This is a genomic window from Streptomyces sp. SID13726 (genome assembly GCF_010548375.1).
Classification (GTDB): Bacteria; Actinomycetota; Actinomycetes; order Streptomycetales; family Streptomycetaceae; genus Streptomyces.
Genome location: NZ_JAAGLY010000414.1, coordinates 1 through 449, shown reverse-complemented (window position 1 = coordinate 449; position 449 = coordinate 1). Strand labels below are relative to the sequence as shown.

The window sequence follows — 449 nt, the reverse complement described above, 5'->3', positions numbered from 1 at the left end:
GGCGGTGTGGCTGCTCGCGCTGATCGTCGTGCCGTTCCTGTCGGCGCTCGTCTACCTGATCGCGCGCGGCAAGGGCATGGGCGAGCGGCACGCGCAGGGTGTGGCGAGCGCCCAGGCGGCGACCGACGCGTACATCCGGGGCGTCGCGGGCTCGTCCCCGTCGTCGCAGATCGCGGACGCGAAGGCGCTGCTCGACGCCGGCGCGATCGACGCGCAGGAGTTCTCCGTCCTCAAGGCCAAGGCCCTCGCCTGACGCGACCCCGTCAGGACCGTCGAACGAGCCGGAACCCGGCGTGTCGGAAGGAACCAGCATGACCGACGAGCAGCACGTCCTGCGCCCGACCTACACGCGAGCCGGCGTGCGGGCGGTCGCGCCACGCTTCACCATGCCGGACGCGGAGATGGAGCCGACGTCCGCCTACCAGGTGGTCCACGACGAGGTGATGCTG

Annotated in this window: 1 protein-coding gene; it reads left to right on the top strand. The window is 71.9% G+C overall.

The genetic code is table 11. The features are described 5' to 3' along the window. Positions 1-253: SHOCT domain-containing protein (locus tag G3I78_RS48350; protein WP_164436989.1), on the top strand; the 253-nt coding region annotated here is incomplete at its 5' end. Positions 254-449 lie beyond the last annotated feature (196 nt).